General features: G+C 38.6%; 22 protein-coding genes and 1 pseudogene. 10 read left to right on the top strand and 13 right to left on the bottom strand.

Annotated features, from left to right (window positions below):
* Window positions 1-98 precede the first annotated feature (98 nt).
* Together J536_RS13920 and J536_RS13915 are read left to right on the top strand one after the other, a co-directional pair.
* Window positions 99-1,730: an inorganic phosphate transporter gene (locus tag J536_RS13920; protein WP_005070664.1), complete on the top strand. Its 1,632-nt coding sequence runs from the start codon at window positions 99-101 to the stop codon at window positions 1,728-1,730.
* Window positions 1,731-1,895: 165 nt separating this feature from the next.
* Entirely contained in the window at window positions 1,896-3,230 is a 1,335-nt protein-coding gene (locus J536_RS13915; RefSeq protein WP_032063146.1) for a D-serine ammonia-lyase, read from the top strand.
* 47 nt (window positions 3,231-3,277) lie between these two features.
* Here J536_RS13915 and J536_RS13910 read toward each other — a convergent pair whose 3' ends face one another.
* The 5 genes from J536_RS13910 to J536_RS13890 form a co-directional block, all read right to left on the bottom strand.
* Window positions 3,278-4,825, bottom strand: coding sequence for a hypothetical protein (locus J536_RS13910; RefSeq protein WP_032063144.1), 1,548 nt, complete (start codon window positions 4,823-4,825; stop codon window positions 3,278-3,280).
* Window positions 4,826-5,379: 554 nt separating this feature from the next.
* Window positions 5,380-5,544 (bottom strand): hypothetical protein, encoded by a 165-nt coding sequence (locus J536_RS25180; protein ID WP_000854552.1) that lies wholly within the window; start codon window positions 5,542-5,544, stop codon window positions 5,380-5,382.
* Between the two features lie 109 nt (window positions 5,545-5,653).
* Window positions 5,654-6,658: a formylglycine-generating enzyme family protein gene (locus J536_RS13900; protein ID WP_032063143.1), complete on the bottom strand. Its 1,005-nt coding sequence runs from the start codon at window positions 6,656-6,658 to the stop codon at window positions 5,654-5,656.
* On the bottom strand, window positions 6,655-8,331 hold the full coding sequence (locus J536_RS13895; RefSeq protein WP_032056853.1) for an arylsulfatase: 1,677 nt from the start codon (window positions 8,329-8,331) through the stop codon (window positions 6,655-6,657). The genes J536_RS13900 and J536_RS13895 overlap by 4 nt, the downstream gene beginning before the upstream one ends.
* Before the next feature lie 170 nt (window positions 8,332-8,501).
* A complete protein-coding gene (locus J536_RS13890) occupies window positions 8,502-9,119 on the bottom strand; it encodes a rhomboid family intramembrane serine protease (RefSeq protein WP_002117778.1) in 618 nt (205 codons plus the stop codon).
* Window positions 9,120-9,277: 158 nt separating this feature from the next.
* Between J536_RS13890 and nfuA the strand changes: the two genes are divergently transcribed.
* Both nfuA and J536_RS13880 read left to right on the top strand, forming a co-directional pair.
* On the top strand, window positions 9,278-9,916 hold the full coding sequence (gene nfuA, locus J536_RS13885; protein ID WP_032063142.1) for a Fe-S biogenesis protein NfuA: 639 nt from the start codon (window positions 9,278-9,280) through the stop codon (window positions 9,914-9,916).
* A gap of 169 nt (window positions 9,917-10,085) precedes the next feature.
* The gene (locus J536_RS13880; protein WP_032063141.1) at window positions 10,086-12,350 is read left to right on the top strand and encodes a TonB-dependent siderophore receptor; all 2,265 of its coding nucleotides are present in this window, start codon (window positions 10,086-10,088) and stop codon (window positions 12,348-12,350) included.
* A gap of 23 nt (window positions 12,351-12,373) precedes the next feature.
* Here the strand turns inward: J536_RS13880 and J536_RS13875 are convergent, their stop codons facing one another.
* A complete protein-coding gene (locus J536_RS13875; RefSeq protein WP_032063140.1) occupies window positions 12,374-13,381 on the bottom strand; it encodes a hypothetical protein in 1,008 nt (335 codons plus the stop codon).
* 25 nt (window positions 13,382-13,406) lie between these two features.
* A complete protein-coding gene (locus J536_RS13870; RefSeq protein WP_032063139.1) occupies window positions 13,407-14,432 on the bottom strand; it encodes an alpha/beta fold hydrolase in 1,026 nt (341 codons plus the stop codon).
* A gap of 284 nt (window positions 14,433-14,716) precedes the next feature.
* Here J536_RS13870 and J536_RS13865 point away from each other — a divergent pair, with 284 nt between their 5' ends.
* Window positions 14,717-15,331, top strand: a complete 615-nt coding sequence (locus J536_RS13865) for a carbonic anhydrase (RefSeq protein WP_002117769.1) — start codon at window positions 14,717-14,719, stop codon at window positions 15,329-15,331.
* A gap of 35 nt (window positions 15,332-15,366) precedes the next feature.
* Here the strand turns inward: J536_RS13865 and J536_RS13860 are convergent, their stop codons facing one another.
* On the bottom strand, window positions 15,367-15,990 hold the full coding sequence (locus J536_RS13860) for an arylesterase (protein ID WP_005075467.1): 624 nt from the start codon (window positions 15,988-15,990) through the stop codon (window positions 15,367-15,369).
* A 44-nt stretch (window positions 15,991-16,034) separates the two neighbouring features.
* On the opposite strand from J536_RS13860, the gene J536_RS13855 reads away from it, so the two are divergent.
* Both J536_RS13855 and J536_RS13850 read left to right on the top strand, forming a co-directional pair.
* A complete protein-coding gene (locus tag J536_RS13855; protein ID WP_005070633.1) occupies window positions 16,035-16,727 on the top strand; it encodes an ABC transporter ATP-binding protein in 693 nt (230 codons plus the stop codon).
* 3 nt (window positions 16,728-16,730) lie between these two features.
* Window positions 16,731-19,190 carry an ABC transporter permease gene (locus tag J536_RS13850; RefSeq protein ID WP_032063137.1) on the top strand — a complete coding sequence of 820 codons (2,460 nt, stop codon included), beginning with the start codon at window positions 16,731-16,733 and terminating at the stop codon, window positions 19,188-19,190.
* 1 nt (window position 19,191) lies between these two features.
* Here the strand turns inward: J536_RS13850 and J536_RS13845 are convergent, their stop codons facing one another.
* The gene (locus tag J536_RS13845) at window positions 19,192-20,001 is read right to left on the bottom strand and encodes a rhomboid family intramembrane serine protease (protein ID WP_032056846.1); all 810 of its coding nucleotides are present in this window, start codon (window positions 19,999-20,001) and stop codon (window positions 19,192-19,194) included.
* A 76-nt stretch (window positions 20,002-20,077) separates the two neighbouring features.
* On the opposite strand from J536_RS13845, the gene mtgA reads away from it, so the two are divergent.
* Both mtgA and ppk1 read left to right on the top strand, forming a co-directional pair.
* Window positions 20,078-20,755: a monofunctional biosynthetic peptidoglycan transglycosylase gene (gene mtgA, locus J536_RS13840; RefSeq protein WP_002117784.1), complete on the top strand. Its 678-nt coding sequence runs from the start codon at window positions 20,078-20,080 to the stop codon at window positions 20,753-20,755.
* Window positions 20,756-20,860: 105 nt separating this feature from the next.
* Window positions 20,861-22,939, top strand: coding sequence for a polyphosphate kinase 1 (gene ppk1, locus J536_RS13835; RefSeq protein WP_002117516.1), 2,079 nt, complete (start codon window positions 20,861-20,863; stop codon window positions 22,937-22,939).
* Window positions 22,940-22,999: 60 nt separating this feature from the next.
* On the opposite strand, the pseudogene J536_RS25175 reads toward ppk1, so the two are convergent.
* Window positions 23,000-23,128: pseudogene (locus tag J536_RS25175) on the bottom strand (hypothetical protein).
* 57 nt (window positions 23,129-23,185) lie between these two features.
* Between J536_RS25175 and J536_RS13830 the strand changes: the two are divergent.
* On the top strand, window positions 23,186-23,770 hold the full coding sequence (locus J536_RS13830) for an SPOR domain-containing protein (RefSeq protein WP_032056844.1): 585 nt from the start codon (window positions 23,186-23,188) through the stop codon (window positions 23,768-23,770).
* A gap of 29 nt (window positions 23,771-23,799) precedes the next feature.
* On the opposite strand, the gene oxyR is transcribed toward J536_RS13830, so the two are convergent.
* The 3 genes from oxyR to rubB are packed head-to-tail and all read right to left on the bottom strand — an operon-like array spanning window position 23,800 to window position 26,893.
* Window positions 23,800-24,708 (bottom strand): LysR family transcriptional regulator OxyR, encoded by a 909-nt coding sequence (gene oxyR, locus J536_RS13825; RefSeq protein ID WP_005070616.1) that lies wholly within the window; start codon window positions 24,706-24,708, stop codon window positions 23,800-23,802.
* 6 nt (window positions 24,709-24,714) lie between these two features.
* Window positions 24,715-25,659 (bottom strand): esterase EstB, encoded by a 945-nt coding sequence (gene estB, locus J536_RS13820; protein WP_032056843.1) that lies wholly within the window; start codon window positions 25,657-25,659, stop codon window positions 24,715-24,717.
* Window positions 25,660-25,711: 52 nt separating this feature from the next.
* Complete coding sequence (rubB, locus tag J536_RS13815; RefSeq protein WP_032056841.1) at window positions 25,712-26,893, bottom strand: rubredoxin reductase RubB; 1,182 nt, start codon at window positions 26,891-26,893, stop codon at window positions 25,712-25,714.
* Window positions 26,894-26,949 lie beyond the last annotated feature (56 nt).

The following is a 26,949-nucleotide window of genomic DNA, read 5'->3' as shown; positions in this document are numbered from 1 at the left end:
AATGTGAAAAATTGACTTCATCAGGCGCCGCTTTGTCATATAATTGTCATAATTTAATTTAAGAATACAGAGGATTTTTTTATCCTCTTACCGTCTGCATGAATTCTAATCTACCCCCTGTTTCGGATTCAAAACTTGCGGCAAACCTGCAAGTCAAATCGACGAATGTACATGTCCCGACACCTAAATTTTTTATGCCGGTGTTTCTGACGATTATTGTTGCAACACTTATTTATATTGGATTTCAGGTGAGTGCTGATTTAGCACATGTACCACCTTTGAGTCTTTATTCAGTTATTCTTTTATCAACTGCACTCTTGATTGCTTTAGGCTTTGAGTTTGTAAATGGCTTCCACGATACTGCAAATGCAGTGGCAACAGTGATTTACACCAATGCTTTACCAGCACCGGTTGCAGTCATGTGGGCTGGTTTTTGTAATTTCCTTGGGGTAATGGTTGCAAGCGGCGCAGTCGCTTACGGCATTATTGCATTGTTACCTGTTGAATTGATCATGAATATGGGTAGCGGTGCAGGTTTCGCAATGGTTTTTGCGCTTCTTATTGCTGCGATTCTCTGGAACTTGGGTACTTGGTTCTTAGGTATTCCTGCATCTAGCTCACATACCTTGATTGGTTCAATCTTGGGCGTGGGCATTATGAACCATCTATTGAGTGCATCGACTGGCGTGACGACCAGTGGTGTTGATATGGATCAGGTGATTAAAGTCGGTAAGGCATTATTATTTTCACCTTTAATTGGTTTCGCTTTTGCAGCGATTGTATTCTTGTTGGTTAAAACTATTTTTAAACGCCAATTAGAATTATTCCAGCCACCTGAAGGGAATAAACCACCACCAGCAATCATTCGTGCAATTTTGATCTTTACCTGTACAGGTGTGAGTTTTGCACATGGTTCTAATGACGGTCAAAAGGGTATGGGACTCATCATGCTGATTTTGGTTGGTCTGGTGCCGTTGGCTTATTCATTAAATAAAAATCTTGATACTCAGCAAGTTCAATCATTCCATCAGCTTTCTTCTCAAACTGCCGTATTTTTGAATCAAAATCAGCCAGAATTAACCGATGAAAAAGCACGTGTTATTCTGACTAAATATATTCAAACTAAACAGCAAACTCCGGAAGTTGTGCCTGCATTGGCAAGTATGACTGATCACTTGGGTGAGCGAGTTTCTAGCTATAGCAACTTAAAAGATATTCCTGAAGCTGCAATTAGCGAAATTCGTAATGACATGTATTTGAGTACAACGACGTTTAAGCGTTTGGATAAAGCAGATGCTTTACCAAAAATGGATGACTCACAGAAAAAGCTTGTGAAAGAATACCGTAGTAGCTTAGATTCATTCTTACAATACATTCCGACTTGGGTAAAAGTGGCTGTTGCTTTAGCACTTGGTCTAGGCACAATGGTGGGTTGGAAACGTATTGTTGTGACTGTAGGTGAGCGTATTGGTAAGCACCACATGACTTATGGTCAAGGGATGTCTGCTGAGCTTGTTGCAATGAGTACAATTGCAGCTGCCGATGGTTTAGGTATGCCAGTTTCAACAACACACGTTTTAAACAGTGCTGTTGCGGGTACGATGGTCGCGAATAAATCAGGTTTAAACTTTAATACCGTGAAGACAATTCTCTCTGCATGGGTATTTACTCTTCCTGCAACAATCTGCTTGTCAGGTGGTTTGTACTGGTTATTCTTACAGTTTGTATAAAAGCATTTAAAAAATTAAAGCCACTGTTCACAGTGGCTTTTTTATTTATTTAGTTTTTAAAGTTGAGACTATTTTTCATGTACATTCATCTATAAATTAATAAGTTGTTATAGGTCATCAAACAGCTTTATAGGCTGGGCTTAAAATTTTATATCAGGATATATTATGAATGCGGTTCAAATAGATCAGCTAAAACAACAATTTCCACTTATTGAAACACTTCAAGCCTATCAAGAAACATTTTGGTTTACACCTCATCGCTATCCTTTAAAAGAAGCTTTAGAAAAAGTTGGACTAACCGCTAAGGATGTAAGTGAAGCAGAAGCAAGACTAGCGCGTTTCGCACCTTATTTGGCAAAAGTATTTCCTGAAACTCAAGCACAACATGGAAAAATTGAATCAGATATTGTTGAAATTGCTCATATGCAACAAGCACTTTCTTCAGCAAAACAAGTACAGCTTAATGGAAGATTCTGGCTGAAAAAGGATAGTCATCTACCTATTTCAGGCTCTATCAAAGCACGTGGTGGCATTTATGAAGTGCTCACACATGCTGAAAAACTTGCCATGCAGGCAGGGTTACTCAAACCAGAAGATGATTATAGTAAATTAGATCAAGATTCATTTAGGGCATTCTTTTCTAAGTATCAAATTGCAGTAGGTTCTACAGGCAACCTTGGGCTTTCTATTGGCATTATGAGCGCCAAACTCGGCTTTAGAGTCACTGTTCATATGTCGGCTGATGCTAGACAGTGGAAAAAAGACAAACTACGTTCACTCGGCGTTAACGTTGTAGAATATGCTAGTGATTACGGCGTAGCTGTTGAAGAGGGACGAAAAGCCGCAGAGCAAGATCCACACTGCTTTTTCATTGATGATGAAAACTCAACAACATTATTTTTAGGTTATGCCGTTGCAGGAATACGCTTAAAACAGCAATTTGAGCAAAAACGTATTAAAGTCGATGCTGAACACCCATTATTTGTTTATTTGCCGTGTGGCGTCGGTGGTGGCCCTGGTGGGGTGAGTTTTGGACTAAAACTGGCTTTTGGTGAGCATGTACATTGTATCTTTGCAGAACCCACACATTCGCCGTGCATGTTACTTGGTGTCCACACAGGTTTGCATGACCAGATTTCAGTCAATGATATTGGTGTTGATAACGTTACTGCGGCAGATGGGCTTGCGGTAGGACGTGCTTCAGGTTTTGTCGGGCGTGCTATGCAACAATTAATCGATGGCTACTACACCATTCATGATGAACGTTTATATGAGCTTATTGCGCTTTTAAATCAAACTGAGAATATTCAGCTTGAGCCTTCTGCTATAGCAGGCATGATGGGACCGTATTATGTTCAGACGAGTCCTGATTACTTGGCTTTACACCAATTTACAGCTGAGCAGTTGCAACAGGCAAATCATGTAATATGGGCAACTGGAGGTGGCATGGTACCATCTGATGAAATGCAAAAATATCTATCGCACTTTCAAGATAAATAAAGATACGTTATAAAAAAGCCCAATTCTAAGATTGGGCTTTAATCAAATTATTTTTTAGATGATTTTCTAAAAGGGAGTTTTTCGGTAGCAAAACCATAAATTGCGGCAAAAGGTAGGGCAGTTCGTGCTAAATAAGCCACACGCCATAATCCACCGTGATTGGCACCTTCCATCATAAGTTCAAGCGGATGGTCTAAGATAGTTTCAGGATTCGCCACAGAAGACTCATTTCTTAAGTCATGAATCCAGAGTGCCGCCATAATGGCATTGGTGGTTTCAGGGCTAAATGCTTCTACATCGAAAAGTTCTGCGCCATTAAAAGCTGCTTTCAATAATGGATTTTTAGTCACTGAGTGAGTCGTTGTCGATGGTGCAATATTAATGCTGACACGTTGTCCTTGATGGCGGGCCAAAATAGCACGCCATTGTTGAATACGTTTTGCCAAAGCATAGTTTGGACCTTGTTCAACCACTAAGCAGTCGGCAATACCATAAGTTTTTCCATTTTCACATGTAACCAAGTCTTGGTATGGCGCTTGAAAAAAGCGATTGAGCGAAAGAGCAGAAACACCTTTTACTGCCAACTTTTGCATTTTTCTGCGGGATTTAAATTTCTCTTGAGCAGCCTCTGCAACTTCTTTTGGTACTGCATAAACATCGGTTGGAGTACACATAAACATAAGGCTTGTATCAGGCTTATGCTCGCTTACAAATTGCATGATGCTATCCATTGCCATGGAAACGCGGACATGCTTTTCACCATCTAAATAGGCGATTGCTGCTAAATCTAACTTTTGTGGAAACTGCACCAGCCACTGCGCTATTTCTGGTAATTGGGTCAGTAAATTTGCACCCAGCTTATCTTTTAACTCAGAAGCTTTTGCTGACGAATCAATGGCTTCAACACATGGTGCAATGAGTGTTGCATTCCCTTGTTGAATCGTATTTAAGATTTTGCCCCAGACTCGTGAGTTTGGTAAATCTACAGCAACAATATTTGCTTTCCATTTGGCTAACCAAGGCAGTGGTCCTGCTTCTGAGGCTGCACCAAACAGCACCATCGTACGGTCAGACAAATCGAACCATTCTGGATGAGCAATAGCTTCACGAAGTGCTTTTGCATGACTTGGCTCAATAATACCAGTCTCTTCCCAGCGTTGAATCTGGTCTAATAAGCTTTGTCCACTTAGTTTTTGTCCTTTATAGGGAACATACCATTCAGGTGCTGCGTCACTTTCACCTTTAAGTTTTACTGTATAAAGAGGAGTAGATGAAGCAATATGAACGGCATCTTTTAAAAGGTAGTGTTTACCATCACGATAATAATCAAAAATATGGTGAGCTTTATGCAATCCTTGCTTCGCAATAGTAATTGGGTTGTTGATATTAGAAATCCCTTGTTTAACAAGAGCTTTAAAATATAAAGGATAGTTTTTTCGCCAGTTTTTTTCATTCAACACTTGTTGTGCGGTTTTATTATCTACAATAGATAAGGCCTCTGACAAAATCTCTTGGCCTGTAAGAGATGTACTTTGTTTTTTTGTTGAGGCGTGTACCGGAAATTGTAGACCTTCGACTTGACTTGTGCTGGACATAAAATATCTCGTTTATACGACTGGGTTGATATACATGTGTATACATTATCTATGCCAATGAAAGGAAACGAGTGGCAATAACTGACAAAATAATATTGATTATTTATGTGATGAAACGTGAAAGAGAAAGTTATTATGATAAATTCATCTCATTTTGGCCTTAATTTTTTTCACATTTTTAGAACATTTTTATAGACTTACGTTACATAAATGTTTATTTTGTATTAAGCAAATACATCAGTATTAACCTGAAGGTAAAATGTTCAAAATGTATCAATAATAGAGATACAGAAATGATTAAAAACTAGACTTTTTTCTTAAGCGGTAAGAAAAGTCAAACGGAATAAGAAAGAATTGGGGTGAAACTAGATAGAAGACAACGTAAGATTGTCTTTTAAAAATCTTGGGGATATGGTGATTTTTTTACACCATAATTTTCTAGTTTCATCCCATCTATTTTTGGGCTGGAACCCTCCATTTAGTATTCAATTTATCACTTGATTGAAGCCTATTTCTTTAAAGTAACTTCAAAATTACTTTAAAAGAGGGTATTTCTAACAACGTCCTTTTTTAGCTTGTCCTGGTGGGCAAAAGCCTCCTGGATGTCCGTAATATGGTGAATCAGGGTCAATCACAATACTACCTTCAGGTGTATGGACCGCACAGGCTGATAGTGACATTGTGAAAATTGCTGCGGCACAAAGAAGTAAAGTTTTCATCTTGTTCTCACTTTTTTATCATTCTCACTTGTACTATAAAAACATTTTGATTATTTTTCGATCTAATTTTGGTTAAAAAATATCTTTAATAAGTCGAATTAAGTAGAAATTAAGGAGACCGTAAAATAGTCCGAAATCCAACATGTGTTGCAGCTAAATCAAAATCTTGTGGATAACGGCTACTGCTACGATAACGTGAACAATAATTTTGTGCACAAAGAAAAGATCCACCTTTAATTACATATTGAGTGCTGGTGATTTGTTGTTGACGTAAATCAGAATAATTTCCCATATGCTGGTCATGAGCGCCTTGATAAGGAGAAGATGTCCATTCCCATACATTTCCAATCATATCAAATAGTTTGAAATTATTTGCCGTAAAACATCCAACGGGTGCAACACCTTTAAAGTGATCTTGATTTAGGTTTTGAAAAGGGAATTCACCTTGCCAGTAATTTGCTTGTGGATGTTGATGTTCATCAGTAGGAGCCTGATGTAAAGGTGTATCAGTCTTTGAATTGGCTTTAGCTGCATATTCCCATTCTAGTTCTGTTGGTAAATCACGTCCTAGCCACACTGCATAATGTTCAGCATCATTTTTACTCACATACCTTACAGGCTCATTAGGATTGGCTATGGGAGCATTACTGCCGTTTGGTGTTTTCCACGTATATCCAGATTTTAGTTGCCACCATTGCTGTGGATGATCAGGATCTGGTGAAAAAACAGCAGCCTGTTTTTGTTTTTCGGCATCTGTAATATAGCCAGTTGCTTTTACAAAACTTGCAAATTGAGCGACCGTAACTTCAGTTTGGTCAATCCAAAATCCTTTGACTTCACGCTTTTTTTTCCAAAAATTAAGTTCATCGGGATAGGCATTTTCAGAACCAAAGTTAAAATCTCCATCGGCAATTAAAACCATTCCTGCTGTAGGCTGTTTGAGCCAACCCTGAGGCAGACCAGTATAGTTTTGACACTTTTCAATAGATCCTAAATCAGCTAAAGATGTTTGCTGTTGCGTCGAAGATGTAGGTTCAGAAACTTTTGAAGATTGGCTACAGCCCGTCATAATAGACAGGCTGATTGTGGTGACTAAAAAAGGTTTCAATTTCATTTGGCGTTATATTCCTGCACACCATTTTTTTCAGTATATTTTTGATAGACCGATAAAAGTTCTTGAACTTTTGCAGGATAAAGCTGAGCAACGTTTTGTCTTTCACCGCGATCTAATTTAATGTTGTATAGCTCCCAAGTCCCTGTGCCTAATTCAGGTCGTCCTTGAAGTGCGATTTTCCATTCACCTTGTTTTGCATATTTGCTGCCATGTAACTCATCGGCAAAGCTAAAATTTGCAGGACGAATAGTATCGGTTTTGTTTTCAAGCAAAGGTTTCCATGAAATCCCAGATGGTGTATTAATGGCTCGGCCATTATATTGGCCTTGAGGTACTGGAATATGAGCATATTCTAGTAAGGTAGGGAAAACATCGAGTACAGATGCAAAGCTATGATTTGTCTCTTCCGCTTTTTTCTGATTTGGTAATTTCACAATAGCAGGGGCAGTCGTTGCACCTTCGCCCGCCGTATCTTTCCATAAGTGGAAAGGTGCCGCACTGACTTCGGCCCAACGTGGCCCAATATAGTGATATGAAGTAGGTGTACCCACATTTGCTACTGAGTTATCAAAACCAGATTCACTGCCATATCCGCCACGTACAAAACCTTCTGCACCATTGTCTGAAACAAAGAAAATTAAAGTATTGTCATAAAGATTATTTTGTTTGAGATATTGAATAATGCGGCCGACATTGGCATCAAGATTTTCTACCATACCCGCATAGATTTCCATCTTACGAGCTTCTAGTGCCTTTTGTTCGGCTGTTAACTCATCCCATTTCCCATATTTTTGTGGAGCATTTTGAGTTGCAATTGGTTCTGCTGCATCAAAGTTTGCAGGAATAATTCCAAGCTGTTTTTGTCTAGCAATGCGGGCATTACGAATTGCATCGTAACCTACATCATAAACTCCGCGATATTTTTCACGATATTCGGCTGGGGCTTGAATTGGCCAGTGAGGTGCCGTGTAGGCAGCATAAGCAAAGAATGGTTTGCCACTATTTTTGCCTGAATCTAAGTAGCTCAGTAATTTGTCGGTAAAATAGTTGGTAGAGAAAAAGTCATCAGGCAATGCCGAAATAGGAATAATTTGTCCATCTTCTGTATAAGTTGAATTTCGTTTAAAGGCACTTGGAGCTTGTTTAAAATGATGATCTAAACCTTGTAATAAGGTAAATGAATGATCAAAACCTTTAGCATGTGCATTGCTTTCAGGGGTTAAGCCTAAATGCCATTTACCACTAATATACGTGCGGTAACCATTGTCTTTAAGTACTTGTGCAATCGATAAAGAACGTTCGTTTAAATAGCCCTCATAACCTGGTTGTCCTTTCAAATGCTCTGGTGTGAGTTCAGCCATTGCACCAATACCAGCTAAATGGTGATCAGTACCGGAAATAAGTTGAGAGCGTGTTGGCGAACAGGTCGGGGCAGTATGATAATCCGTTAAAAGTCGACCTTCTTGAGCCAGATTATCAATATTAGGGGTGTGAATTTCGCCACCAAAAGCCCCTAAATCTGAATAGCCTAAGTCATCAGCCATAATAAATAAGATATTGGGTTGCTTAGGCGTGCTTACGACATTTTCTTGATTATCGTTGTCATTACATCCAGCCAGAGATAAGCTAAATAAGGCAATAGAAAGGCTAGATAAAATTGCTCTGTACTTCATTGTATCATCTGAATTATTAAAAGAATTGGCATGAGTTTAATCAGATGGTTTTTGCAAACAAAACAACGAATTGATCAAAGAAAATCAGAAAAAAGACTGAGAATTTATGCAGATAAATAAATCAGAAAAAAAGAAAAGCCCATAACGGGCTTTTCTTTGATTTATATCGTTTAGAAAGGAAGACGGGTAAGCTGGTCTAAGAAATGTGGAATAACTTTAGGTTCAAGTAAAATGGTTACGATGATTCCGTAAGCTGCACCCCATAAATGAGCACTATGGTTAATATGACTATTACCACGTTTACCAGCCCAAATACTGTACGCCACATATAAAATAGCAAAAATAATAGCGGGTACAGGAATGAAGAATACAAAAATCAGCTTCCATGGCTGAAACAGAATATAAGCAAATAAAACCGCTGAAACAGCACCTGAAGCACCTAGGCTGGCCCAGTTCGCATCATTTTTATGTTGTAAATAGCTTGGCAAAATTGCAAAGATTAAGCCACCTAAATAGAACAACACAAAACCCATGTCATAGAAATATTGGCGGTAAAAACTTTCAATGATACTGCCAAAGAAAAACAGGGTAATCATGTTGAACAGTAAATGTGTTCCGTCGGCATGGATAAAGCCATGAGTAATGAATCGATCAATTTGTCCACGTTGCATTGCAGGCGGCCAAAAAATCAATCGGTTCATTACATTTTGATTGCTAAAAGCAAGTAAAGAGATAATGACCGTAATAATAATAAGAGTAACTGTATGGTTAAACGGCAAATGCAACATAAGAAATATTTAAAAAATGATCAATACTGAGCTCAATAATGCCATTAAAAACTTAAGTTGAAACCCTGTTGTGTATAAATCCGACAAATTTAGTTGATTTTTTTTAAATCCACCTCATCTTCGGTTAATATAAAGGCATCAGCTTGAGGAATATTGTTATGTCGACTGAGAACACCAACACTGCTGTTGCAGAAGAAATTCCAAACCTTTTGATTACACCATCTGCACAAGAGTATTTGCACGATTTACTAACGAAGCAAAATACTCCGGGAATTGGCGTTCGAATTTTTGTTGAGCATCCGGGTACGCCACGTGCGGAATGCTGTATGGCATATAGTGCGCCAGAAGAAGTGATCCCAACGGATTATAAACAGGACTATCCTGATTTCCCTGCATATATTGATGCGCCGTCTATCCCTTATCTTTTAGACGCTGTTATTGACTACAACAAAGATCGTTTTGGTGGTCAGTTAACTTTCCGTGCACCAAACTCTAAAGTGCCGCGCGTAGGGCCAGATGCATCAATTGAAGAGCGTATTACCTATGTACTTCAAGCAGAAATTAACCCGGGTCTTGCAGGACACGGCGGTAACTGTAGCTTAGTTGAAGTGCAAGATGACCCTGAACACGGGCTTACTGCTGTATTGAAATTTGGTGGCGGTTGCCAAGGTTGTTCAGCAATTGATGTGACTTTAAAACAAGGTGTTGAAACAACCTTGAAAGAACACATTCCTGAACTACAACGTGTGGTTGACCAAACAGACCATACACAAGCAGAAGGTGCTTATTTCAAATAATTAAATTATTTGAAAAGTGAAATAAAAAAGCCTCGGAATGAGGTTTTTTTATTATTCAATATAAATAATGATAATTATTATCAATATCATTTGTAATTTTATTTATCTTTGTTACAATGCGAAACTGAAAATGAGAGATGTTTAATAAATCAATATATTGGGAATACTTATGTCGAAGCGTATTATCCAGTCAGTGCTTTCTGTTTCAGTACTGGCAAGTATGATGTCTATGGCTTTTGCTGCACAAAATGAGCAAGAACAAGCTGAACAAACATTAGAAAAGCCTGCTGAACCTGTGAAATTGGAAACAATTTTCGTAACAGCTGAAGAGCAAGTGAAGCAATCGCTCGGTGTATCGGTTATTACCAAAGAAGATTTAGAAAAACTACCAGTTCGTAATGATATTTCTGACTATGTACGTCGTATGCCAGGTGTCAACCTGACAGGTAATAGTGCTACTGGGCAGCGTGGTAATAATAGACAAATTGATATTCGCGGAATGGGCCCTGAAAACACGCTTATTTTAGTGGACGGTAAACCAATTAACTCTCGTAATTCAGTCCGTTATGGCTGGAAAGGAGAGCGTGATACACGAGGCGACTCAAACTGGGTACCAGCAGAAGCAATCGAGTCGATCGAAGTTTTACGCGGACCAGCGGCTGCTCGATATGGTTCTGGTGCGGCAGGTGGGGTGGTTAACATCATTACTAAAAAAGTGACTAATGAAACTCATGGCTCAGTAGAGTTCTATACTTCACAGCCTGAAGACTCCAAAGAAGGTTCATCAAATCGTGTTGGTTTTAACGTAAGTGGGCCACTAATTAAGGACGTTTTATCTTATCGTTTATATGGTAATTATAATAAAACAGAAGCTGACGATGTTGATATTAATAAATCAATTGGTAGTACCGCAGCTGGCCGTGAAGGTGTTAAAAATAAAGATATTTCAGGCCGTTTAGCTTGGCAGGCAACAGACCAGCAAACTGTCTTGCTCGATATTTCTTCTAGCAAACAAGGTAATATTTATTCTGGTGACTCTCAGTTAAATGCAAATGCTGAAGCGGATGCGATTCTTTCACAGCTGATTGGTAAAGAAACCAATACCATGTATCGTGATAGCTATGCATTAACGCACGAAGGTGATTGGTCTTGGGGTAAGAGTAAGTTAGTTGCTCAATATGATAAGACCCATAACAAACGTCTACCTGAAGGCTTGGCGGGAAGTGTAGAAGGAAAAATTAATAATCTTGATGATAAAGCCACTTCGCGTTTAGAAACTCTTCGCTTTAACGGCGAGGCTAATATTCCTTTTGAATACTATTTACCCCAAGTATTAACTGTAGGTACCGAATGGGTTGAAGACAGATTTAAAGATAATGTCTCGACAACTCAAGGTAAAGACAGCAGTGGTTCAGGTTATGGCGATCAATTAGCGAAAGGTGATCGTAGTAAAATGGAGTCACGTATTGCTTCTGCATATATTGAAGATAACCTGAAAGTTACAGACAGCACAGATGTTGTATTAGGTTTACGTTTTGATGACCATAGTAAATCTGGTTCTAATTGGAGCCCAAGCTTAAATATTACTCAAAAACTCAATGATTATTTCACTTTAAAAGGTGGGGTAGCAAAAGCTTATAAAGCACCAAATATGTATCAAAATGCCGAAGGGTATTTATTAAGTACAAATGGCAATGGCTGCCCTGCTAATATTGAGTCGCGTTGTTTATTACAAGGTAATGGTGATTTAAAACCTGAAACATCGGTAAACAAAGAGCTCGGTATTCAGTTCCAAAAAGATATCGTGAATGCGAGCTTAACTTGGTTCCGTAATGATTATAAAGATAAGATTGTTGCGGGTACTCATGTTGTTGGAACAGTTGATGGCTCAAGTACAAATGCAAATACAGGAGCTGTGACCAATACTAAGTGGAATATCTTACGTTGGGAAAATACGCCTAAAGCATTAATTCAAGGTTTTGAAGGAAGCTTAGGATTAGATTTCGGTGATATCCGCTGGACTAACAACTTTACGTATATGATGGACTCAAAAGATAAACAAACAGGTAATCCATTATCTTTAGTTCCAATCTATACAATTAACTCAATTTTTGATTATGACATCACAGATCAGTTAGATGTAAATTTTGTATTTACTCAATATGGTCGTCAAAAATCACGTCAGTTTGCAGAAAGTAGAATCGAATCTGGTATTGGTTCAGGTGGAGCAAATTCTGCGCTTAAGCCAAGTACTGTAAAAAGTTATAGTACCGCTGGAATTAATCTCGGTTATAAATTTTCAGACAATATAAGTACGCGTGTTGGTGTAAGTAACTTGTTTGATAAACAAATTTTAAGAGATAGTAATTCAATCAGCCAAACTTATAATGAACCAGGTCGAGCTTATTACGCTTCTTTAAAATATTCTTTCTAATCAATATAAATAACAAAGGCGCTCTAAGCGCCTTTGTTATTTAAAATATCTAATGCTTTTTCAGAATAATAAAACTTCTCTAAGTACACACGGGCACGACGTCTTAAATGTCCTGTTGTAATTAACTGCTGTAATACAGGCACAAGTAACTTGGTCAGCTCATGTTGTACTAAGCTTTCATCGATATTGAGGTCACGAAGTAACAAGTCAAAACTACGCTCTTGATTACGTGCATACCAAGTATAGATACCATCATGTACTTGTTGTTTTAGATAATCAGTTTGACGAATGTGGTCCCAGATTTCATGCCCTAAACCAACCGTTTTTGATAAGTCTTGAGTTTCTACATAATTTTTTAAAACAGAAAGTGGCATAGTTTTAACTTTATGCCAAACATTTGCCTGAAAATGGTAGAGCTTATCATTGTCAAAATGTTGGTTTAAAACACGCTCACTCATTTGGCTGAGTTTTAAAATATTCTTTTGCAAATAATGATTAATCGTATCGTCCAGATTTGAATCGGTTACTGTTTCTAAAACAGATTTCCCCATTTTCATAAAACGACCTACACCTGGTACACGCTTTGACATTGATTCATCTAAATAATCATGCATTGTTTGCTGAATCAGTTGCGTGAGCAGGGCCGAAAAAGCAGGGTTATTTACAATTGTTTTAATCAGTTTTTTACGGTGCTCTTCTTTACTTGCAACGTATTGTGCAATTCGGTCAATCGTTAAAACAGGAATAACATCTTCAACAGTTGCGGTTTCATTTGCAGGATGAATCAATGCAAAGCGAATATGCTCAGCAATTTGTTCAATCAGGAAATCAGAAGCAGGCGTATCTAAAATCTGCTTTTGAATGAGCTGTTGAATTTGTTCAAAAGTCCACAGATGTTGTAATTGCCGACTCCCCAACCAATGATAAAATTGCTCAAACTCTTGCTGGATCACCTGAGCCTGAGCAAATTGCTCATCTAAAAAATCTAGATGAGCTTCAATAAGTTTTTCAATAAGTGGTTGGGTAGACATAAGGTCTCACAAGTCCGAAGTTTTATTAAGGTGTGGTCGTTTTTGACGACTGATTTGTTTCTACTTTAAGTAAAAACGGTAGATATTGTTGCATAACCAACTGTTCAGCTTCCAATATTGGCATATGACCTACATTTTCTAAAATAACTGGAGGCTGAGCATTCTTTAAAAGTCGTTTTAGTTCACTTGCTACTTCGACATTAATAATCTTATCTTGTTTACCCCATAGAATGAGCGTCGGTGCATCGATCGTTTTGGTAAGTACCGCAAAGGAGTCTGGTGTGTAAACTTTATTAAGTGCAATCAATTGATCAACCAATTTTTGTGTTTGAGGTGCTTGATCAATCATCAACTTTTCTTGAGCTTGAAGAAACTCTTTAGGAATAAATGGAGGATTAAACATGGTTTGTTTTAATAAATAATTAAAGTCACCTTTTTTAGACACTAAAAGTTGTTTGAGGTAAGCAGGATCTTTTAAATAAATTGTATTGGCTGAGCGAAAAATACCGCCGCTATCTACTAAAAATAAACTTTTGGTTTCAAATGGATATTGTCCAGCATAGAGCAGGGCAATAGATCCGCCGAGTGAATGCCCAGCAATATGAATTGGACCTTTTAAATTTGCAGCCTCAACAAAGCGACGTAATTTTTCAGCAAGATTTGGTACTGAATAATCGAAGTCTTGTGGAACGATAGTTTCGCCACTACCCGGCAAATCAGGAATAATGACATGATAATTTGTGGTGAGATAACGAGCCATTCGATTCCAGTTATCACGGCTACCCGCTAGGCCATGAATAAGGAGTAAAGTCGGTTTTGTTGTAGAGCCGCCTTCGCTATATGACCAAGTCACATCACCGACTTTTAAGCTTTTACTTTGTAGACCTGCCCAGCTACGTTCTTGCTGTAACACATTCTGGAATGTCACATCAATATTATCGGCTGCCTGTGTTTGAGAAATACTCATCACTGACAATACGCTACAAGCCAAAGTCAGGGCGGTAGCAGTTTTTTTCATAGAGGCCATAATTGATGTGGACAGCCTTGTCATAGATTTCATCCTTGAAGCTTGAGCGAGTTTGAAAAATTATTGAAAAACTTTGCCAATGAGTCATTTGCCAAATGTTTAGAATGAAGAAAATTATAGTCAATCCGAGAACCAAAGTATGTCTATTTTTTCACTAAACAGTAGCGAATATGCAGTGAGCTCTACATTAAAGCAGGTTAAGTATTTTTAAATTTTTTCATAGAAAAGGATTTATTTTTTGTCAGTGACATTCAAATTTTGACACATTAAAATGATTTCCAACCTTGAAAAAACAATGGAAATATAAAATGCCTACTGCGCAAGAAGTTTTAGATCGTCTGAAAGCCGGTAATCAACGATTTGTAAATGGAAATACTTCCCTTGCAAAAACCTTATCTCATCAAGAACGCGCTGAAATGGCAAAGGATCAAAATCCGTTTGCAATTGTACTTGGCTGCTCAGATTCTCGTGTTCCAGCAGAGATGGTATTTGACCAAGGTCTTGGTGACTTATTCGTAATTCGTGTAGCTGGTAATGTGGTTGCACCTTCACAAGTCGGTAGTGTTGAGTTCGCAGCAGAGCGTTATGACTGTCCAGTTGTAGTTGTATTAGGACACAGCCATTGTGGTGCGATTCAAGCAACAATTGATACGTTAATGAATCCTGATCACCCGCCATCATCTAACCTAATGTCGATTGTGAACCGCGTTCGTCCATCAGTTGAAATTTTAATGCAGACTGACTTAAAAAATGATTTGAAAAAATTATCATGTCATGCGGTACGTTCAAACGTTTTTGCTTCTGTAAATCAATTACGCCATGGTTCAGCGGTGTTAGAGAGCCTGATTGCAAAAGGTGAATTAATTGTTGTTGGTGCAGAATATTCACTCGAAACAGGTGAAGTTACTTTTTTTGATTTCTGATTATATTAAAAAGAATGCTTAAAGATAAAAGGTGCCTATAGGGCACCTTTTATATATGGGTAAGCTAAATTAAGTAGTTTTGACTGCGCTTGAGCATTGGGATGAATCAAATCATTTTGCATAAGCTGTTTTTGACCAGCAACACCATCTAGAAAAAACGGTAGTAGTTTCACCTGATATTTTTGACTTACAACTTTATAATTATTTTCAAAAGCTTTGCTATACGCAGCCCCATAATTTGGCGGAATCTTCATGCCAAAAAGAATAACTTTGGCTTTTTGTTTCTGGCTTAATTGAATGAGCTGATCCAGATTTTTTTGAATCATTTGAGGCGGTTGACCACGCAAGCCATCATTCCCGCCTAATTCAATCACGACCACATTCGGCTTATAGGTCTGTAATAACTTAGGTAATCGAGCTAAAGCACCGCTAGTCGTTTCTCCACTAACACTTGCATTGACCACTTTGTGTTGTTTGGGATACTGTTGGTCTAAACGTTTTTGCAGTAATTGTACCCAACCTTGTTTGGGATCAATTCCGTAACCGGCACTAATACTATCTCCTAAAATTAAAATAGTTTTCGCCGATACAAGCATGGGCAGCATACTTAATGAGATGAGCATGATGCTTTTAGAACCAATCAAAAAAGATTTATACATTTGTACTTCGACCCTGATTCTGAATACATAGGACTTTTCACATCATGCCACAACCCATCATTGCTGCCCATCAAGTTACACAAACTATTCAGATTAACCAAAATCAGTTTACGATTTTAAAAGATATTGATTTAGAGATTTTTGAAGGGGAACAGGTAGCAATTACGGGACGTTCCGGCTCAGGTAAATCAACCTTACTAGGAATTTTGGCGACTTTAGATCAACCGTCTGAAGGAGAAGTCTGGTTGTGTGGTCAAGCTGTTCATCAGTTAACAGAGGAACAACGTGCCCAAATCAGAATGCAGCATATTGGTTTTGTATTTCAGTCTTTTCAACTTCTGCCTCAGTTGAGTGCGCTTGAAAATGTGATGTTACCTTTACGATTACGTAAAGACTTTGATTATAAAACAGCGGAGAAAAAAGCTTTAGATTGGTTGCATCGAGTAGGGCTGAGTCGTCAAGTTGAACAAACGCCTAAAGTCTTATCTGGTGGCGAGCAGCAGCGTGTAGCCATTGCACGCGCTCTTATTGCAGAACCACAAATTATTTTTGCGGATGAACCGACTGGAAACCTAGATGGTCAGACAGCACAAGAAATTGAAAGCTTGCTCTTTGATTTAAACCGAGAGTTAGGTACGACTCTGATTTTAGTCACCCATGATCGTAATTTAGCATCCCTTTGTCAGCGTCATGTTGAGTTAGATGATGGGCGACTAAAGACAGTACAGGGTGGTTAAACTATGCGTAATCTTCTCAAACCACTTTTGCTACAAAGTTTTCGTACGGGTGGATTATATCTACTCATTATTGCTCTATCGCTTGCGATCAGTGCAACAACTGCCCTGAAATTTAGTAACGACCAAGTTAAAAATGCAGTCAGTCTGCAAGCTTCACAAATGCTGGGTGCGGATTTGGTTCTGTCGAATAACGAGCCTATCGAACAGCAGTGGAAAAAGAAAGCTGAGCAGCTTAGTTTAAAGCAAACTAATGTCACTATATTTAGCTCGATGGCTCATACCCAAGATCAGTTTGTCATGGTGAATGTAAAGGCAATTGAGCCTTTATTTCCACTCAGAGGACAGTTGGAAATTGAACCAAGTGATAAAGCGATTCAATCTGGTGAAGTTTGGCTAAGTCAAAGAGCAGCCGATTTACTTAAAGTAAGGCTAGGAGATACTGTTTCTATTGCTGATGGTACCTTCCGTTTTAGTGGCGTGATTGTGCGTGATTCAAATCAGGAACTCGGTTTTTCGGGCTTTTCGCCAACCGTTATTATTCATCAAGCCGATATTGCTAAGACTCATGCGATTCAGATAGGGAGCAGAATTGACTATCGTTTATTAATGGCAGGTAGCTCTGAACAGGTTCAGTCATTTTCAAAGCAATTTAAGCAACAGCATCAACCTTCTAAAGATGTAGATGAAACGGCTGGCTTGCGTTTACGTGATGCAAGTGAATCGAACAGTAGGTTATTACGTCCGCTTGAAAATTTAGATACCTTTTTGCAATTGGCCAATATTTTAACGATTTTATTGTGTGGTATTGCCATCGCTTTAACGAGTCAAAGATATGTTCAACAAAACCAAGATCACATTGCACTTATTAGATGCTTAGGCGCCAGTAAGTTCCAAATCTTGTGGGCATATATTGGATTGCTTTGTATTGTCAGTGCGATTTCAATTGTGCTAGGAAGCCTATTAGGTTTAATCATGGGGTTTGGTCTGCTGCAACTTATGCTGCAATTGATCCCTCAATTAGAGTTAAGTTTTTCGGTTGTACCTCTTTTAATCGGGCCTTTACCAATTGCGATTTTTACCAGCGTGATTGTGCTGCTTGGTTTTATTTTGCCAAGCATTTGGGAGCTTTTAAATACACCTCCAATTCGTGTTATTCGGGAGCAAGCCAAATCTCGCAAATCTTTATTCTTCATGTTTTTTGCAGGAATCACTAGCCTAGTTGTTTTTAGTTTGGTGTTGAGTGAAAACTTAATGCTCAGCATTCTGGTTTTAGCAGCAATTATTGTTCTTTGTATTTTGCTTTACACTGTTGTTTGGCTATTGCTTCGCAGTTTAAAAAAGCTGAAAAATCGTTTGTCTTTTTATATTCGTTCGCCATCGCAAAGCGCCTTACAAATTACTGCATTGGCTTTAGGATTAAGCCTCATTACAGTACTCAGCGTATTAAGAACAGATTTATTAGAGCGTTGGCAACAACAACTTCCGGAAGGAACACCGAATCAATTTGTTTATGGATTGCCTCCATTTGATTTAAAAGCCTTTGAGCAACAGTTAAAGCAACATGGTTGGCAAAGCACCCCGTTATACCCCAATATTCGTGGCCGATTACTAGCTAAAAATGATGTACCTTTTTCAGAAGAGGCTATAAAGCAAAATAATTCTTTACGCCGTGAACTGAATTTGACTCAATCAGATTTACTACCAAATGACAATGTCATTACAAATGGTCAAGCCCAGTTTAATGGCATAGGACAAGTTTCAGTCGAAAGTAAAACTGCCGAAAGTTTGGGAATCCAAATTGGAGACAAGCTTACCTTTAGCCTGCCTGAAGGTACACTACAAGCCAAAGTTGTGAATTTCCGGAGTGTCGAGTGGGAAAGTTTTAGCCCTAACTTTTTCTTTATTTTTTCACCTAAAACCTTAGACGAAAATGCTGGAAGTTATTTAGGTAGTTTCTATGTGCCTAAGCAAGATCAACCTAAAATGATCACTATTATTCAGCAGTTCTCAAATACAGTATTTATTGATGTTGACCGGATTTTAGATGAAGTAAAACGCTTAATGAATGTTTTGGTCAAAATAGTAACTGTACTGGCAGCGTTAGTCGGTTTTTCTGGAATATTGGTACTGATTGCATGTTTAAACCTGTTAATGGACGAGCGACGCCGTGAGGTTGCTTTACTGCGCTCATTTGGTTTATCTAAAAATAAAATGAAGCAAATGCTCAGTTTTGAGATTGGTTTCTTAGGTCTGCTAGCAGGCATAGTTGCCTGCTGTTTTGCAGAAGTGATTAGTGCGATCGCAAGCTATAAAATGAATATGGCAATACAGTGGCATATTGAAATATGGCTGATTTTACCTCTTGGCATGATGCTGGTTTGTGCCTTGATTGGTCGTTATCGACTAGGTTATCTCTGTAATTTACCGCCTTTACAGAGTTTAAGAGAATTAAACCAATTGTAGTTTAAGGAATAATGTCAGGGTTCTGGATGATGATTTCATGCCATAGTGGAAGTAACGGTGAGTTGATTTGTACACAGTACATATAAAAACCACCTGTAATGATTACTGCTCCTAATAAACCTAAAATTTTAAGTATAGTTTTTAACTTGCTGACATAGCTTAAGTACCACATCAGTGCAAGAAATGCTCCAATAATCATGCCGCCAATATGCGCGGCATTATTAATACCAGTTGCGACAAAACCAAAAATAAGGTTGATGGCCATAACCATTAATAAAGCTTTTTTATCGAGTATGTAGGCTTGATGCGGCAGCGGGGGAAATAGAGAAAGTACTGTTAACGCAGCACCTAATCCCATCACGGCACCCGAAGCACCTGCACTGACATGAGGAAGTAAACTTTGATCGAAATGTTGCAGTAATTCATGCCCATTTTGAATGGTCATATAGCTACTAAGAAGGCTACCAAATAAGCCAGCAAGTAAATAAAGGCTTATAAAATAGAAGCGACCAAATAGAGACTCTGCAACATTACCGAAAATATAGAGGGCCCACATGTTAAGCATGAGGTGAACAAGACCAAAATGAAAAAACATGCTGGTAAATAAGCGTTCAGGCTGCCCAGTAAAAGTAAGTGGTGTAAAATCTGCACCCCAATGAATAGCATCTTTCATGGCTGGGTCGCTAATATCGACACCAGTTGCAATTTGCCAAACAAACAAACCTACGTTAATCAAGATCAATAAGGCGGTCAGCCACCAAGTTTGTACATTGAGTTTACGATTAATGTGCGGAGGCTGATATTGAGTCATGCTATGCTTTTGTTATATATGAACATGCTTAACAGCTTAACATGAAAAAAGTTGAATACAGGAGATCAGGACGAACATGAAAGCTTTTATTGTTCGCGTGTTGTTAATTTTTATAGGGGCAATTCTCCTTATTCAGCTTTGGATTTTCTCAAGTTTAGTTTGGTGGCGTACACATGAAGTTGATACCACCATGTTTATGCGAATTGATTATTGGTCAGATACCTCAGAGCCGATTATTCATGAATGGCTTGACTATGATGATATTAGCGACAATTTCAAGCATGCGATTTTAGCTGGGGAAGATGCAAAATTTATTCATCACCATGGTTTTGACTGGGATGGCATTCGTTTTGCTCTAGAGCGGAATAATGAAGAAGGCGAAGTAGTTGCTGGTGGTTCTACTGTGTCTCAACAATTGGCAAAGAACTTGTTTTTATACAATAAGCGTTCGTTTATTCGTAAAGGCCAAGAAACTATCGCAACTTGGATGATGGAGCGGATGTGGTCAAAACGCCGAATTCTTGAGGTGTATATGAACTCTGTTGAATTTGGCAAAAATCGATATGGTGTAGAAGCAGCCGCACAATATTATTATGGTAAAAGTGCGAGAAGCTTAACGCGCGAACAAGCTGCTTTTTTGGCCGCATTATTGCCTGATCCGAAATATTATCAAGATCACCGCAACGATCGTAAACTACAATATAGAAAACGCGTTATCCTACGTTATATGAATAGTACCCAGATTCCTGAATAATGATGTTTTAAAGATGTGTAAATTTTTTAGTTTTTACCAAATTGTCATATTTTTGCAGCATACTGTTTTATAGAGATTTTGGCTGGATAGAGAATTGAGTTAGACATGAATACAGCGATTACACCAACGACCCCAACAGAATATAGTTATAATGACCGTTATATAAATCGTGAATTGTCTATTCTTGACTTCCATTTGCGTGTATTGGAGCAAGCGGTAGACCCTTTACATCCATTACTTGAGCGAATGAATTTCTTGCTCATTTTTTCACGTAATCTAGACGAGTTTTTCGAAATTCGTGTTGCAGGGGTGATGGAGCAATTTTCTCTGGGCAATGAGAGTCGTAGCCCTGATGGTTTGACGCCAAGACAAGTCTTACAAAAAATCTCTGAAACTGCTCACGCTGCGATTGAACGTCAATATCGTATTTTAAATGAAGAAATCTTACCTAAGTTACGTGAAGAAGACATTTGCTTCCTCCGTCGTGGTGAACTAACACCAGCGCAATCAGCTTGGATTAAGAAGTATTTTCAAGAACAAGTTGCACCTGTATTAACCCCAATTAGCTTAGATCCAGCGCATCCGTTCCCACGTCTCGTCAATAAGAGCTTAAACTTTATTATTACCTTAGAAGGTAAAGATGCTTTTGGCCGTCAAATTGATTTAGCTGTGGTTCCAGCCCCACGTTCATTACCTCGCGTTGTACGACTGCCAGATGAGTTAACAGGTGGTAAAGAACATCACGTCATGCTATCTGCAATTATTCATGAACATGTGTCCGATTTATTCCCTGGAATGACAGCAACGGGATGCTATCAATTCCGTGTTACACGTAATGCAGACTTGGCATTAAATGAAGATGTTGAAGATTTAGCAAAAGCTTTAAAAGGTGAATTAAGTTCTCGACGTTTTGGCCGTGCTGTTCGCTTAGAAGTAACTCATAACTGTCCGCAGCATATTTACGAGTACTTATTAGAAGAATTTGATTTAACCGATGAGCAATTATACAAAGTTGATGGCCCTGTAAACTTGGCTCGTCTGGTTTCAAATTTTAAACGCCCTCATTTGCGTTATGACTCACATACGCCGGTTGTACCTAAAGTGTTTAAAAAGACCGAGAGCATTTTCTCTGCAATGCAGAAGCAAGATATTTTGCTTCATCATCCGTTTGAATCTTTCGCTCCCGTGATTCAGCTACTTCGTGAAGCTGCTCGCGATCCACAAGTATTGGCAATTAAGCAGACGCTTTACCGTAGTGGTGCTGACTCTGAAATTGTACAGATTTTGGCGGAAGCTGCGCGTAATGGAAAAGAAGTGACCGCGGTTATTGAATTACGTGCCCGCTTTGATGAAGAATCAAATATTGAAGTGGCTAACGTTTTACAAGAAGCAGGGGCTGTGGTTGTTTACGGTATTGTTGGTTATAAAACTCACGCCAAAATGATTATGGTGGTACGCCGTGAAAATAACAAACTTGTGCGTTACGTTCATTTAGGCACTGGTAACTACCATGCAATGAATGCTCGAATTTATACCGATTATGGTCTCATGACGACCGATAAAGATCTCTGTGAAGACGTGCATCGTATCTTCCAAGAACTAACAGGTATGGGCAAAATGGCGAAATTGAAAAAGCTATTACATGCACCATTTACCTTACATGCTCAGCTCATCAACTTTATTGATGAAGAAATTGCCAATGCTAAGGCAGGGCGTAAAGCTCAAATTATTGTGAAAGTGAATGCTTTAACGGAAGTTCAATTGATCAATAAATTATATGAAGCATCTCAAGCGGGTGTTCAGATTGATCTGATTATTCGTTCTATTTGCTGTTTACGTCCAGGTTTGCCTAACTTATCAGAAAATATTCGTGTACGTTCAATTGTAGGACGTTTCCTTGAACATACTCGCGTTTATTACTTCAGCAATAATGGTGATGCACGTATTTACTGCTCAAGCGCAGACTGGATGGATCGTAATTTATTTAACCGTGTTGAAGCATGTTTCCCTGTGGAAGATCCTGCATTGAAAAAGCGTATTTATCAACAAGGCCTAGTGAACTATTTGCAAGATAACCAGCAAGCTTGGTTGTTACAGTCAGATGGTACGTGGGTGCGTGCTGAGCCAGCAGAGGGTGAAAAATTGCATAATGCTCAAAGAGCACTATTAGAAATGATTAAATAATAAGTTTTAAATTTAATTAAAAAAGCCGACAAAATGTCGGCTTTTTTAATTCACTGAAATTCAAAATAATTTAATTAGTTTTTCTAAATGGTTGTTGGGTAAACGATAATAATTTGAAGCACAGCAAGATGTTTTTAAAATATGTGATTATTTTCATAAAACATTGAATTTTATAAATATACAAATCATGTGAAATCTACTTTAATACGCCGCATTAAATATACTTAACTTCGGTAAATGAATAAGATGCAATGCTTTATTAGAAATTTACTTATTAGAATACTTTTGGGGATAATGCCAGTGGCGGCCTACGCAGATCAGAAGTGTTATGGGGATATCATCGTATTTCAAAGGTTTGATGATCAAGCGATATATCCTTATTTTGCGCCCGTTTCCAATGATAAAACTAAAAAGAGTGAGGTAAGGAATAAAACAATAATTATTCAAAAAAGAAAACAAAAACAAGATGAGTTTTTAGCGCAAAAGAAAAATGAGGAAGTTCACACAAAAGAAGAAAAGAAAAATTCTGAAAATAAAAAACAACTTGATGCTGCGATTGCTAAAGAAATTTTAGAAAATGGTGAAAAAAAGTGGATGGTACAGGTTGCACTAGCAGCTAATCAAAATAAAGCAAATAAGATTCAGTCACAGCTTGAGGCAAAAGGCTATAAGGTCGTAACTAGTTCAACCACTAAAGGAATACGAGTCATGATAGATCCAGCCAACGACTATGCTATCGCACAAATTATTAGAGAAAAAATTATTGCTGATAATAGTTTGAATATGCAATCTGCTTGGGTGTTTAAGTGGGCATCCCTTACACCTCAATAAAATAAAAAGGAGTCCGAAGACTCCTTTTTTTATTCATGTAGGTTTGTCGTGATTTTCTGCATAATTTGCAGTAACACGTCGAATTCACTTTGTAGCGGCGTACTTTTACGAGTGACTAGCGCTAAAGTGCGACTCGGGGCATCTTCAATTGGTTTTGCAGTAATTTGATCATTAAACTTGATCATACTGTTATCAATTGCAATTTCTGGTAAAAGGGTAAAACCTAAATCAGAAGAAACCATTTCAACTAAAGTTGGTAAAGAGCTTGCTTTTAAACGGTTGTCGTTTTTACGTTCACCGATAGGGCATGCACTTAAAACGTGGTCACGTAAACAGTGGCCTTCTTCAAGCAAAATTAATCTCGATAAATCAAGATCATCTAGTGAGTTTGCTTGCAAAGCATTTGTATCTTGCTTACTACATACAAGGTACAAATTTTCTTTCGAGATTTCAGCGACTTTTAGGCCTCTAGTATCAAACGGTAGAGCAAGAACAATCATGTCTAGATTACCGTGTTCTAGACGCTCTACAATTTTTTCACTTTGAGCTTCATGCAGATGCAACTGAATTTTAGGTAACTGCTGATGCACTTCATCAAGTAACCGTGTCAGGATAAAAGGTGCAATGGTTGGGATAACGCCCAAATGCAAATCACCTGTTAACGGTTCACTCATTTCACGGCTCAAACGCATTAAATCTTGAGCATCTGCTAGTAATACACGGGCACGAGCAACAACTTGTTCACCCAATGGTGTTAAACGCACATTCTGACGGTCACGCTCTACCAGAACGCCACCTAACAATCGTTCAAGCTCCATGATGCCGCCTGATAACGTCGATTGCGTGACAAAAGAGCGGCGTGCTGCTTCAGTAAAATGCAAAGTTTCCGACAACGTAACTAAATATGATAGCTGTCTTAGTGAGGGTAATGCAGCCATAGTGTCCTAGTATGATGATTTAAAATGATGCGCAAATAAACCGCTAAGCTGAGGAATAAAATGTGCAGGGATATCATGCCCCATTCCATCAATTAATTCAAACTTAGCACCGGAAATTGCTTTTGCTACAGCCTTACCATGACTAGGTGGAAGTAAGCGATCACGAGAGCCATGTAAGACTAACGCGGGTTGCTTAATTTCACGGTCCAGTTGAAGTAAGGAGCCTGTACATAATATTGCTAAAAACTGTTGAAGTACACCAGCAGGATAATAGCTACGTTGATAAAGTTTGCGTGCAGTTTGCATTGCTTCAATCTGGTTGACGTAACCAGGTGAACCAATCAATTGAAATAGTTTTAAACTGTGATTAACAATACCTTCTTCGTCACGTGACTCAGGTTTGCCAATTAAACTCAAAAGCTGTTTCGGAAAAGGAGGGGGTAAAAAAGGCTGATTATTACTTGTAAACATGAGCCCTAATTTCTCAACCTTTTCAGGATATTTTGCTGCAAGAATTTGAGCGATCATCCCGCCCATTGATGCACCAATGACATGTGTCTTAGCCACGCCTAAGCGGTCAATGAGCATTGATACGTCATCTGCCATATCATGCAGAGTATAAGGGGCACCTTGATTACTTAGTCCGAGCGCAAAGCGACCCATCAATTTAACCGTATTTAGCCGTTTACCTTCATGACGTACTTTTGAAGAAAGGCCAATATCACGGTTATCAAAACGAATAACACGAAAACCTTGATCAATGAGTGATTTACAGAAGAAATCCGGCCAGAAAAGCATTTGAGCGCCAAGACCCATAATCAGCAAAATGGTTGGATGTTCCGGTTTTCCACCTACTTCTACATGTAGCTCAATACCATTGCCTAAGTTGACCTTGGTTTCTTGCATGAAGGATGTGTACGGCGAAATGTTAAACTGTAAGGCACTATTCATGTTATTCATTCCTTAAAGGAATACTCACAAAAGAGTATTCCTGATTCAAACCTTATGCTTGGGCTGGAATAAGATCTGGAACAAGCTTTGTTAAAGTTAAGCGTTGTTTACCTGCTGTTGCACCTAACAATACGAAACCACGCAATGTTCCTTCATTGTCAATTGCTTTAGCAAGCATACCATCGTCGAACTCTTCTGTTTCCCAGTTCACTTCTACATCCATTGGAGCTGGTAACACTGTAAGTGGAGCTGCAGGAGTTTTTACTGCAACTGGCATAGCAGGATAGTGCACGGCAGTTTGTTGTCCGCTGAGGGTTTTTGCAAGAGCACGAGCTTGCTGCATAATCGGCATTACATACGGAAGTAGCGTGCCATTTACTTCAGCGCAATCGCCAATCGCATAAATATCGGCTTGATTTGTTTCAAGTAAACTATTGGTAATAATTCCACGGCTTGTTTGAATATCTGCACTTTTAGCAAGTGAAATATTTGGCTGTAAACCAATCGCTGAAAGAACGATGTCGGCTACCAAAGTTTGGCCGTTTGCGAGTGTAATCGCATAATCTTCGCCATTATTAATTTTACTAACTTTTTCAACGGTTGTGCCTAATGCAAATTTAACACCAGCCTCTTCGAGATTTTGCTGGAATGCAGAAGCAATATGACCTGGCAATAAGCGACCTAATGGTTGAGGTGCCAAATCAATGACAGTAATGTCATATTCACTGTGAAGTAAGTCATTGGCGAATTCACAACCAATTAAACCAGCACCTAAAATAACAACACGTTTGTCTTTACGTTGAGCTAGATTTTCACGGAAAGCACGATAGTCAATGAGTGAGTTCACTACATGAATGTCATCGCTGCCATCGCCTGCAATTGCAAGACGAATTGGGTTAGCACCAACAGCTAAAATCAGTTTTGAATAGGGTTGATTCGAAATTACCCCGTCTTTTTCAAGAACAAGCTCATGACGTTCAGCTAAAATTTCTTTTACAAAAGTGAAAGGCTCAATACGCATATTGAGTTGGGTACCCATTTTAGCAGCATCACCTAAAGCAATCTGTTCAGGTGCTTTTTTACCTGCAAATGCATTTGATAATGTTGGTTTTGCATAATTCACTGCATCATCCGCACAAATCATCACAAGTTCTTGCTCTGGGCTAAGCTTACGAAACTCACGTGCTAAGGTATAACCTGCCATGCCTGATCCGATAATGACGATAGGATGCATTTTTCTCTCCAGAGTTAGAATTGTTTATTTAATACGGTGATTGGGAATATTCGTAA

It is taken from the genome of Acinetobacter sp. 809848 (genome assembly GCF_000581275.1).
GTDB lineage: Bacteria > Pseudomonadota > Gammaproteobacteria > Pseudomonadales > Moraxellaceae > Acinetobacter > Acinetobacter pittii.
The sequence above is the reverse complement of the archived record's forward strand: the minus strand, read 5'-3'. Positions and strand labels throughout refer to the sequence as shown.

What these genes read in the sequence shown, in the direction of transcription:
- J536_RS13830 (WP_032056844.1), top strand. Translation starts at nt 23,186, where the DNA reads ATGCAATGCTTTATTAGAAATTTACTTATTAGAATACTTTTGGGGATA.
- J536_RS13865 (WP_002117769.1), top strand. Translation starts at nt 14,717, where the DNA reads ATGCCTACTGCGCAAGAAGTTTTAGATCGTCTGAAAGCCGGTAATCAA.
- rubB (WP_032056841.1), bottom strand. Translation starts at nt 26,893, where the DNA reads ATGCATCCTATCGTCATTATCGGATCAGGCATGGCAGGTTATACCTTA.
- J536_RS13855 (WP_005070633.1), top strand. Translation starts at nt 16,035, where the DNA reads ATGCCACAACCCATCATTGCTGCCCATCAAGTTACACAAACTATTCAG.
- oxyR (WP_005070616.1), bottom strand. Translation starts at nt 24,708, where the DNA reads ATGGCTGCATTACCCTCACTAAGACAGCTATCATATTTAGTTACGTTG.
- J536_RS25180 (WP_000854552.1), bottom strand. Translation starts at nt 5,544, where the DNA reads ATGAAAACTTTACTTCTTTGTGCCGCAGCAATTTTCACAATGTCACTA.
- J536_RS13875 (WP_032063140.1), bottom strand. Translation starts at nt 13,381, where the DNA reads ATGTCTACCCAACCACTTATTGAAAAACTTATTGAAGCTCATCTAGAT.
- J536_RS13900 (WP_032063143.1), bottom strand. Translation starts at nt 6,658, where the DNA reads ATGAAATTGAAACCTTTTTTAGTCACCACAATCAGCCTGTCTATTATG.
- J536_RS13890 (WP_002117778.1), bottom strand. Translation starts at nt 9,119, where the DNA reads ATGTTGCATTTGCCGTTTAACCATACAGTTACTCTTATTATTATTACG.
- J536_RS13920 (WP_005070664.1), top strand. Translation starts at nt 99, where the DNA reads ATGAATTCTAATCTACCCCCTGTTTCGGATTCAAAACTTGCGGCAAAC.
- J536_RS13860 (WP_005075467.1), bottom strand. Translation starts at nt 15,990, where the DNA reads ATGTATAAATCTTTTTTGATTGGTTCTAAAAGCATCATGCTCATCTCA.
- J536_RS13895 (WP_032056853.1), bottom strand. Translation starts at nt 8,331, where the DNA reads ATGAAGTACAGAGCAATTTTATCTAGCCTTTCTATTGCCTTATTTAGC.
- J536_RS13845 (WP_032056846.1), bottom strand. Translation starts at nt 20,001, where the DNA reads ATGACTCAATATCAGCCTCCGCACATTAATCGTAAACTCAATGTACAA.
- J536_RS13880 (WP_032063141.1), top strand. Translation starts at nt 10,086, where the DNA reads ATGTCGAAGCGTATTATCCAGTCAGTGCTTTCTGTTTCAGTACTGGCA.
- nfuA (WP_032063142.1), top strand. Translation starts at nt 9,278, where the DNA reads ATGTCGACTGAGAACACCAACACTGCTGTTGCAGAAGAAATTCCAAAC.
- J536_RS13870 (WP_032063139.1), bottom strand. Translation starts at nt 14,432, where the DNA reads ATGACAAGGCTGTCCACATCAATTATGGCCTCTATGAAAAAAACTGCT.
- mtgA (WP_002117784.1), top strand. Translation starts at nt 20,078, where the DNA reads ATGAAAGCTTTTATTGTTCGCGTGTTGTTAATTTTTATAGGGGCAATT.
- estB (WP_032056843.1), bottom strand. Translation starts at nt 25,659, where the DNA reads ATGAATAGTGCCTTACAGTTTAACATTTCGCCGTACACATCCTTCATG.
- J536_RS13915 (WP_032063146.1), top strand. Translation starts at nt 1,896, where the DNA reads ATGAATGCGGTTCAAATAGATCAGCTAAAACAACAATTTCCACTTATT.
- J536_RS13850 (WP_032063137.1), top strand. Translation starts at nt 16,731, where the DNA reads ATGCGTAATCTTCTCAAACCACTTTTGCTACAAAGTTTTCGTACGGGT.
- ppk1 (WP_002117516.1), top strand. Translation starts at nt 20,861, where the DNA reads ATGAATACAGCGATTACACCAACGACCCCAACAGAATATAGTTATAAT.
- J536_RS13910 (WP_032063144.1), bottom strand. Translation starts at nt 4,825, where the DNA reads ATGTCCAGCACAAGTCAAGTCGAAGGTCTACAATTTCCGGTACACGCC.